Origin of the sequence: Paraburkholderia sp. Ac-20347 (assembly GCF_017104805.1) — a bacterium.
Classification (GTDB): Bacteria; Pseudomonadota; Gammaproteobacteria; order Burkholderiales; family Burkholderiaceae; genus Paraburkholderia; species Paraburkholderia tropica.
Map to the genome: position 1 here is coordinate 26,934 of NZ_JAAGPN010000075.1, position 9,001 is coordinate 35,934.

The 9,001-nt window shown below is 68.0% G+C and carries 7 protein-coding genes and 1 pseudogene; all 8 read right to left on the reverse strand.

Annotated features, from left to right (window positions below; genetic code table 11):
- Nucleotides 1-576, reverse strand: a complete 576-nt coding sequence (locus tag G3N97_RS16615; protein ID WP_176081340.1) for an ANTAR domain-containing protein — start codon at nucleotides 574-576, stop codon at nucleotides 1-3.
- 431 nt (nucleotides 577-1,007) lie between these two features.
- Nucleotides 1,008-2,822 (reverse strand): chloride channel protein, encoded by a 1,815-nt coding sequence (locus G3N97_RS16620; protein WP_205994215.1) that lies wholly within the window; start codon nucleotides 2,820-2,822, stop codon nucleotides 1,008-1,010.
- A 5-nt stretch (nucleotides 2,823-2,827) separates the two neighbouring features.
- The gene (locus tag G3N97_RS16625; protein WP_205994216.1) at nucleotides 2,828-3,241 is read right to left on the reverse strand and encodes a MarR family transcriptional regulator; all 414 of its coding nucleotides are present in this window, start codon (nucleotides 3,239-3,241) and stop codon (nucleotides 2,828-2,830) included.
- A gap of 105 nt (nucleotides 3,242-3,346) precedes the next feature.
- Nucleotides 3,347-4,504 carry an HPP family protein gene (locus G3N97_RS16630; protein WP_346778075.1) on the reverse strand — a complete coding sequence of 386 codons (1,158 nt, stop codon included), beginning with the start codon at nucleotides 4,502-4,504 and terminating at the stop codon, nucleotides 3,347-3,349.
- A 275-nt stretch (nucleotides 4,505-4,779) separates the two neighbouring features.
- Nucleotides 4,780-5,514: a hypothetical protein gene (locus G3N97_RS16635; RefSeq protein WP_205994217.1), complete on the reverse strand. Its 735-nt coding sequence runs from the start codon at nucleotides 5,512-5,514 to the stop codon at nucleotides 4,780-4,782.
- 93 nt (nucleotides 5,515-5,607) lie between these two features.
- The gene (locus G3N97_RS16640) at nucleotides 5,608-7,131 is read right to left on the reverse strand and encodes a response regulator (protein ID WP_205994218.1); all 1,524 of its coding nucleotides are present in this window, start codon (nucleotides 7,129-7,131) and stop codon (nucleotides 5,608-5,610) included.
- Entirely contained in the window at nucleotides 7,128-8,588 is a 1,461-nt protein-coding gene (locus G3N97_RS16645; RefSeq protein ID WP_205994219.1) for an ATP-binding protein, read from the reverse strand. The genes G3N97_RS16640 and G3N97_RS16645 overlap by 4 nt, the downstream gene beginning before the upstream one ends.
- Nucleotides 8,557-9,001, reverse strand: a pseudogene (locus tag G3N97_RS16650) (hypothetical protein); the annotation flags it as partial. The gene G3N97_RS16645 and the pseudogene G3N97_RS16650, both read right to left, overlap by 32 nt.

A 9,001-nucleotide genomic window follows, 5' to 3' on the forward strand; every position in this document is an offset into this window, starting at 1 on the left:
TCAATCCTGCGACCCGGCGGCGGCCACGATCTGGCGCGCGACCTCGGCGAGCTTCAGGCTCTGGTTCATCGCCCGCTTGCGCAGCAACGCGTACGCGGCGGGCTCGGTCAGCTTCTGTTGTTCCATCAGGAGGCGCTTCGCGCGATCGATCAGCTTGCGTTCGGCGAGTTCGTTTTCGGCCTGCGTGAGACGTTCGCGCAACTGCGCTTCCTGCGCGAAGCGCGCGAGCGCGACTTCGAGGATCGGCGCGATGCGCTCGCCCGCGAGACCTTCGACGAGATACGCGGTCACGCCCGCATTCACCGCCGAGCGGATCAGCTGCTGATTCGCGTCGTTGCTGAACATCAGCACGGGGCGCGGCGCGGTGGCGTTCATCACGGCGAGCTGTTCGAGCGTGTCGCGCGAGGGCGATTCGGTGTCGATGATGATGACGTCGGGCCGCTCGCGCTCGACCACGCGATGCAGCGCCTGCGGCGTCGCGGGTTCGGCCAGCATGTCGTAGCCGAGCCGCGCGAGCGCGTCGCGCAGATCGCCAATCGGCTTGTCGGTATCGGTTACGAGCAGGACGCGCAGCATGGTGTTTCGTGGGTCGTCGGCATGGTGGGGTCGACGGTTGTCGGTTCTTGTCTGGCAAGCCGCGTCGAGGCGGCTTCGCGCGTCAGTGGGGATTCGCGTTTGTTTCAGCAAGGTGCGTGCCAGTTGCGCTGCGGTGCACAAGAGCGGGATACGAAGCGCGGCGCGATGCGGATGCGCGATCGCGGTGCATGAGGTGGTGCACCGCAGCAGTGCGCGCGTCGAGGGTGCACAGATGTGGCGCAGCACCGTGAATCCGCACGCTTCGTTCATTTGCAACTAACAGCCGAATCGTGCCAAGCCGGGGCGGTGTGGGCGAGTGGGCCGATGTCTGCGCTTCGCCGTAAAACAAAAAAGCGGCGCTCAACTTCAGCGCCGCTTCTTTGCGTTCACTTCATCCGCACGACGGGTTCAGTCGCGCGATTCAGCCGCCCTCAACCCGCTTTGCGCACGGGCGGAAACCGTCGCTTCGGGTTGCCGATCGCTATGCGCCGGAAGCGCTCCTTCTTCGTCTCCTCTTCGAAATGCGACAGCGAGAGCTTCACGAAGTCGCTGCGCGAGACGATGCCGACGATTCGCATCGACTGACGGTCGCTGACCACGGGCATCCGTTCGAGCCCGTGCACGGCGAGACGCGTCGCGATCTGGCGGCAGGTTTCCTCGGGCAGCGCCACGTCGGGTACGCGTTGCGCGAGCAGCTTGCCGAGCGGCTGATCGAGCGCTTGATCGAGCGCGCCATCCGCGCCGCCTGCACGCAGCGCATCGAGCGTCGCGCGATCGACGACACCGAGCACCACGCCGTCGCGGACCACGGGCCACGCGCGGCGCTTCTGCGTCGGGCCGAAATAATGCGTGAGCGCGTCGCGCGCGCTGAGGCTCGCATCGATCGACTCGACGTCGCGCGTCATCACTTCGTCGGCGTAATGACGTTCGAGCGGATCGACGCCGTACTCGCGATAGATGTGATAGCCGCGCCGCGCGATCTTCTCGGTCATGATCGAGCGCTTCATCACGACGGTCGCGAAACCGTGCGCGACCAGCGTGGCCGCGAGCAGCGGCAGCAGTGCATTGGCGTCGTGCGTGAGGCCGAAGGCGAACACGATGGCCGTGAGCGGCGCGCCGAGCGTCGCGCCCAGCGTCGCGGCCATGCACACGAGCGGCCAGAGCGCCGGTTCATTGCCGGGCAGCACGTGGCCGAGCACCGTGCCGAGCCCCGCGCCGAGCATCAGCAGCGGCGCGAGCACGCCGCCCGAGGTGCCCGAACCCAGCGCGACCACCCACATGATCGCCTTGACGACCAGCAGCGCCACGGCTACTTGCACGACGATATGCTGATGCAGCAGGTCGCCGATCACGTCGTAACCGACGCCGAGCGCGCGCGGCTCGATGAAGCCGCCAATCCCCACGACGAGACCGCCGATCGCGGGCCACCACGACCAGTGCAGCGGCAGGCGGCCGAACAGGTCCTCGACCTTGTAGAGCGCGGCGGAAAGCCCCGAGGCGAGCGCGCCGGACAAGAGGCCCGCGATCACGCACGAGAACAGCGCGACCGCTTGCGGCGGACTCGTCTGGAGTGCGAACAACGGTTCGGTGCCGAAGAACGCGGCGCGCGTGAATCCGGCCACGGCGCACGCGAGCGCGACCGGCAGGAAACTGCGCGGACGCCATTCGAACAGCAGCAGCTCGACCGCGAGCAGCACGGCGGCGACCGGCGTGCCGAACACCGCCGTCATGCCCGCCGCCGCGCCCGCCACGAGCAGCGTCTTGCGTTCGGCGGAGGTGACGCGCACGCATTGCGCGACGAGCGAACCGAGTGCGCCGCCCGTCATGATGATCGGACCTTCCGCGCCGAACGGCCCGCCGCTGCCGATCACGATGCCCGACGACAGCGGCTTGAGCACGGCCACTTTCGGCGACATGCGGCTCTTGCCGAACAGGATCGCCTCGATGGCTTCGGGAATGCCGTGGCCGCGAATTTTCTCGGAGCCGAAGCGCGCCATCATCCCGACGATCAGGCCGCCCACCACCGGCACGACGATCACCCACGCGCCGAGCGTGTTGAGCGCGGGCGAGCGGTCGGCGAACGAAAGCTGGCCGAAGAAGAACAGGTTCGTGAACCCGTGGATCAGGCTCAGCAGCACGAAGGCGGCGAGCGTGGCCAGCGCGCCGATCACCGCGGCGAGCGCGCTGATGCCGGGCAGGCGCGCGTTCGTCGAAAAGTCGCGCTTGTGGGAGTCGTCGGAATGCATGGTCGTCAGAGATCGATTTGCGGAATGGTGAACCGGCCGTCGAGCGTACGCAGCTCGGCGCGATGGAGTTCGGCGAGGCGCGCGAGCAGCGCTTCGCCCGCGGGCAGCAGATGGACTTCCACCTGACGGCGGTCGCGCTCGCTCACGCGTCGCTCGACCAGCTCGATCGCCTCGCAGCGCGAGACCAGCGCGACCACGCCGTGATGCTGCGCCTGCAGGCGTTCGGCCAGCTCGCCGATGGTCGCCCATTCGCGGCCCGGATAGCCCTTGATATGCAGCAGCAACAGATATTGCAGCGGCGTGATGCCCTCGCCTTGAGCCGCTTGTTCCGAGAAGCGCTCGAAGCGCCGCATCTGGTAGCGGAATTCGGAGAGCTGTTCGAAATCGGTTTTGGCGAGGTCGCGGGTGCGATGCTTCATCGGGTATCCGTGTGATGACGTTGCGTGAGGCAAATATATCACAACATGATATTTATGATCGAACGAGGCCCTGAAACAAGGCCTCGCGTGAATCGGTTCGCGGGGTCAGGCGCTTTGTGGCTGCTGCGGACTGGCCTGGCGATGCAGCCCGGAAATCAGGTCGGCCTGCGTGACGATGCCGACGAGCCGTCGCTGAGCGTCGACCACGGGAACGTGATGGTGTCCGCGCCCCGCGAACAGGCCGAGCAGCTCGACGATCGGCGTGGAGGCGGCCACGGTGCGCACGTGCGTCGACATCAGCATGGCGACTTCGAGGCTGTTCGCGTGCGGGCGCAGCGTGGGCAGGATCGCGTAGAGCAGCACGCGCAGCGGATGCAGTTCGGCGCCGTCGTCGGCGAGATCGGCGCGCGTGACGATGCCCTTCACGTGCTGCTGCGCATCGATCACGGGCAGCGCCTTGACGTCGTGCTGTTTGAGCAGCGCGCGCGCGGCTTCGACGGTTGTGGCGGGCGTGATGCTCACCACGTTGCGCGACATGACGTCGGCGCACGTGAGTTCGCCGAAGCTGCGGGCGTAGGCGCGGATTTCGGTTTCGCGCAGCAGCGCTTCGAGATCGCCGGTGTCGATGTCGAGCAGTTCGTTACGCTCGCGCAGCACGGCTTCGAGATCGGCGCGCGAGATCTTGCCCGCATCGCCCACGGCGGGCTGCGCCGGTTTCGCGGCGGGCGCGGCATGCGGATAGCGGTGACCGGTGGCGGCGTGATAGACGAGCGCGGCGGCGAGCAGCATGACCGATTGCAGCGCGACCGGCTCGAACACGAATTCGTAGCCGAGCGCGCGCACGGCGGGGCCGCCGAGCACGGCCGTGAGCGCGACCGCGCCCGAAGGCGGATGCACGCAGCGCAGCGTGAACATCGCGCAGATCGCCACGCCGACGGCCACGGCGGCGGCCATCACCGGATCGGGGATCAGCAGCGCGGCGGTCACGCCCACCGTCGCCGACACGAGATTGCCGCCGATGATCGACCACGGCTGCGCGAGCGGGCTGGCGGGCACGCCGAACAGCAGCACGGCGGAGGCGCCCATCGGCGCGATCAGATACGGAATGCTCGATGCGTTGCCGAGCAGATGATGCGAAAGCGCGCCCGTGAAGCCGATGCCGATCAGCGCGCCGACGCCCGAGCGCAGGCGTTCGCGCCAGCGCAGCGTGTTGGGGTTGGGCGCGAAGCGCGCCAGCCAGCGGAGCAATCTGTAGCGGAACACGGTCGTCATGGCGATCGAGGGGCGGAACGGGCGTCCGGCCGGACGCAGGCTTTCGGAAGTCGGCAATTATATCGCAACGTGATATATATCGTGGCGTCCGGTTTTTCCCCTTGTGCCCCTTGTGCCCCTTGTGCTGATAGGGTAATTCATCGGATCAAAGCGTTGTCTGGCGAATTGATAAGGATGTCGAACTAAATCGCCGATAAAAAAACGCCGGCGCGCAGTGAGCGCGCCGGCGTTTTCATGTGCAGCCGCGCGGGCCGATCAGCGGCCGATCACGCGGCGGGACGTTGCGTCGACGCCATCGGCGGCGGGTTGCCCGGTCGTGCGTTCTGCGGACGGTGGCCGTGGTCCTGGCCGCTGCTGGCCTGGCGGTTTTGCGTCGGAGCACGATGCGACGCGCTGCGATTTTGCACAGCGGGCGCGTTGGGCGCAGTGGGCCGATGCGCGGCGTGCTGAGGCGCCGGCGCATGCGCGGGCGGATGCGGCTGATACGCCGCCTGACGCGCCATCGGACGGCCATGCGGCGTCATCTCCACGTGCACACGATGCACGGGCGGCCCGTCGTGCGGCGGCGGTGGCGGCACGAACGCGTTCTGCATCGGCAGATGGCCGTCGTGATGCGCCATCACGTTGCGCAGTTCCGCGCGGCGGTGGATGACCTCGCCGCGCAGATCGCCGCGTCCGTAATAGTGCCGATGACGATGGCCGTCGGAGCCGACGAACCAGATATAGGTCGCGCCGCCGGTGTACACCACGTCGCGGTCGGCCACGACCGACACGTAGGCGTCGTGCGGCTCCGGCACGTAGACCGGCGCGGCTGCCACGACCGGCGGCGGCGGCGCGACGATGGCGACGGGCCGGGCGGGCGTCGCGGCCACGCGCGTGTCGGTGAAGCAGCCACTGAGCAGCAGGACGCCTGCGAGCGGCACGAATGGCACGAGCGCGCCGAGCGAGGCCATGCGGCGCAGCGGGGGGAAGGCAGTGAGGACGCGCGTTTTGCCGTTCAAACGTTGCTCCGGTGTTGGATGGTTGAAAGCTCATCCGGTTAACGGCAACTTTGAATGGCGTCTTGAGGGTGAAAGGGCGCGAGGGCTGCGCCGTCAAGGCGCTTTGCTGCCCTCGATCTCGCGCAGGATCTCGTCGAACGGCGCGGGCTTCACGAGGTGGCGGTCGAAACCGGCTTCGGTGGTCGCCTGGCGGTCGCGTTCCTGGCCGTAGCCGGTCAGCGCGATCAGTTGCGCGTGCGCCGTCGCGGGCTCCGCGCGCAGCGCCTTGGCAAGCGCGTGGCCGTCCATGCCGGGCAGGCCGATGTCGAGAATCGCCACGTGCGGCAGGAAGCTTTGCGCGATCGCAAGCGCGGTCGGCCCGTCGTGCGCGACGCGCACATCGTGGCCTTCGAGTTCGAGCAGCATCAGCAGCGACGTGGCGGAGTCGACGTTGTCGTCGGCGATCAGCACGCGGCGCTTCGAAGTCGTTGTTTCGGGATCCGAAGCAGGGGCGCTGGCGACCGGCGGCGGCGCCTCGGGCGCGACGCTCAAGGGCAGGCGCACTTCGAATTCGGAGCCGTGGCCGACGCCCTGGGAATGTGCGGCGACCGAGCCGCCGTGCAGTTCCGCCAGTTCGCGCACGAGCGCGAGACCGATGCCGAGGCCGCCGTCGGCGCGTTTGAGTGCTTCGCGTGATTGCATGAAGAGTTCGAAGACGTAAGGGAGTTCGTCGGGAGCGATGCCGATGCCATTGTCGCGTACGCGGATCGCCACGTCGCGCGCGCCGGCTTCGAGCCGCAGGCCGATCTCGCCGCCCTCGGCCGTGTATTTCGCGGAATTCGACAGAAGATTGCTGATGATCTGCGCCACGCGGATGCCGTCGCCGACGATATGAATCGGCCCCGGCGTCATCTCGACGCTGAGCCGCTGCTGCTTCGCATCGAGGAACGGGCGGCTGGTTTCCACCGCGATTTCCACGATCTGGCGCAGGTCGAGCGTGCTCATCTGCAAGGCGATCTTGCCGTGCGAAATGCGCGAGACGTCGAGCAGATCGTCGACGAGACGGCCCAGATGCTCGACCTGACGGCTCGCGATCAGACGCGCGTCGGCGCGTCCGGTGTCGCTCGCGCCGTGACGCGGATCGAGCAGTTCGATGGCGTTGCGGATCGGCGCGAGCGGATTGCGCAGTTCGTGCGCGAGCGTGGCGAGGAAGCGGTCCTTGCGGCGGTCGGCGTCGCGCAGCGCCTTTTCGGCGGCGTACAGACGCAGCAGCGCGCGCACGTTCGCGACCAGTTCGGCGGGTTCGACCGGCTCGGTCAGATAGCTGTCGGCGCCGCCGTCGAGCGCGCGAATCTTGTCGCGCGCCTGCACGGCCGCCGCCGAAGTTTGCAGCACGAGCGTGGAATTCGTCTGCGGATCGCTCTTGATCAGGCGGCACACTTCGATGCCGCTGATGTCGGGCAGCTTCACGTCGAGCAGCACGAGCGCGGGTTCGTGCTCGCGCACGGCGTCGAGCGCGGCCTGGCCGGTAGCGGCTTCGATCACGTCGAAACCCACGTGGCGCAGCACGCGCGATTTCACATAGCGCGCACCTTCGTTGTCGTCGACGTTGAGGATCAAGGTGGCGGCGGGCGTCATGATGCGCCGTCTCCGGAGGTGGCGCGCTCGGCGGGCGCTTCGTTGGGGGCTTCGCTTTGAGCGTCGCTAGGCGTGTGCTGCGCGCCGTCGTGTGCCGCTTCGCCGGTATCGAGCTGCACCGGCACGCTCACATAAAACGTCGAGCCCACGCCCGGTTCGCTTTCCACGCCCACTTCGCCGCCGAGCAGCGCGGCGAGCTTGCGGCACAGCGGCAGGCCGAGGCCCGTGCCCTTGACGCGTTGCTGCAGGCGATTCTCCACCTGGCCGAATTCCTCGAAGACGATCTGATGGTGCTCGGGCGCGATGCCGATGCCGGTATCGGCGACGAAAAACGTCACGCGCTCGCCGTCCGCTTCGAGCTGTCCGCCCACGCGGATCTGGCCGCGCTCGGTGTACTTGAGCGCGTTCGACACGAAGTTGCGCAGGATCTGTGTGAGCTTCGGCTCGTCGGTGTAGAGGCGCGGCAGCTGCGCCGTGGACGCGAATTCGAGCGAGACGAGCGGCGTGGTGAGGAGCGGCATGAGCATGGTGCGCAGCGCGCCGAACAGATCGGCGGGATCGAACCAGGCGGGCGACACCACGGTCTTGCCCGCTTCGATCTTGGCGAGATCGAGCAGGTCGTCGACGGTCTCGCCGAGCGTTTCCGCCGACGAAAGAATCAGCTTGACCTGGCGATCCTGCTCCTCGCTCAGATCGCCGTCGAGCCGGTTCAGCAGCAGGGTGGCGAGCGCGCGGATCGAGCTGAGCGGCGTGCGCAGTTCGTGGCTCATGTTGGAGAGAAAGCGCGTTTTCATCATGTCGGCGCGGCGCAGTTCTTCGGCGCGCTCGTCGAGTTCGGCGTAGAGCGCGACCACGCCGCGATTGGTCGCTTCGAGTTCCTGCGTGAGACGCGCGAGTTCGTCCTGGCGCTCGCGCAGTTCGTCGAGCGTGGCGACGAGTTCACGATTCTGCTGACGCATTTCTTCGAGCGAATCGGATTGCAGCGCCTGCGGTTCGCCCGCGCTCACGCCGCGCACGATGCGTTCGAGTTCGGCGCCGCGCAGCGCGGGACGCTCGGCCGGCAGGTAGCGCGCCATCGTGACGGTCGTGCCGCGCGGCGTCGAGTCGATTTCGAAGCGGTCCATCAGACGGCGGCTGCCGACGATGCCGAGTCCCATGCCGCCGGGCGAGCGATAGGTGCCGTCGAGCACGGACTCGATTTCGCGCACGCCCTGGCCGCGATCGCGCACGACGATCTCGAAGGCTTGCGGCATGCACGCGCTGTCGAAGGCGAACAGCGCTTCGCCGCCGCCCGCGTACTCGACGGCGTTGCGCGCGATCTCCGAGACGGCGCTCGCGATGCGCGTCTGGTCGAGCGGCGAAAAGCCGAAGCCGGCCGCAAGCTCGCGCGCGCGCCGGCGCGCGGCGACGACGTCCTGGGCGGCCTCAAGCCGGATGCGCAACAGTGGCGTATTCATGATTCAACTGTACTCCCGGCTGCGCCTTGACGACGACGACGGTGGCGTCGTCGCTGCGGCGCGAGAAGTCGCGATAAAGCATGGCGGCGATCACCACGGCGGGCTGATGCGCGAGGCCCGGCCACGCGGCCAGATCCCAGCGTGTGCCCACGCCGTCCGAATGCAGGATCAGCATGCCGCTCGCGCGCCACGCGAACTCGAATTCCTGGGTGCCGCGCATCGTATGACCGACGATGCCGTTGCGCGAGACGAGCTGGTAGCTGTCGCGCGCCGCGCTCGCGAATCCGGCGGCGGCGCCCGTAACAGCAGTTTCCGTGCCGCGGGTCCCGGCGCTCGCCGTGCTGGCAGGATTGGCCGATGCGCGCGGCGAGCCGGGGCCGCTCATCACGGGTTTGTCGCTGCCGAATGCCGCC

Bases quoted from the DNA above. Each gene is read 5' to 3' on its own strand.
- G3N97_RS16615 (WP_176081340.1), bottom strand. From the start codon at position 576: ATGCTGCGCGTCCTGCTCGTAACCGATACCGACAAGCCGATTGGCGAT.
- G3N97_RS16620 (WP_205994215.1), bottom strand. From the start codon at position 2,822: ATGCATTCCGACGACTCCCACAAGCGCGACTTTTCGACGAACGCGCGC.
- G3N97_RS16625 (WP_205994216.1), bottom strand. From the start codon at position 3,241: ATGAAGCATCGCACCCGCGACCTCGCCAAAACCGATTTCGAACAGCTC.
- G3N97_RS16640 (WP_205994218.1), bottom strand. From the start codon at position 7,131: ATGACGCCCGCCGCCACCTTGATCCTCAACGTCGACGACAACGAAGGT.
- G3N97_RS16645 (WP_205994219.1), bottom strand. From the start codon at position 8,588: ATGAATACGCCACTGTTGCGCATCCGGCTTGAGGCCGCCCAGGACGTC.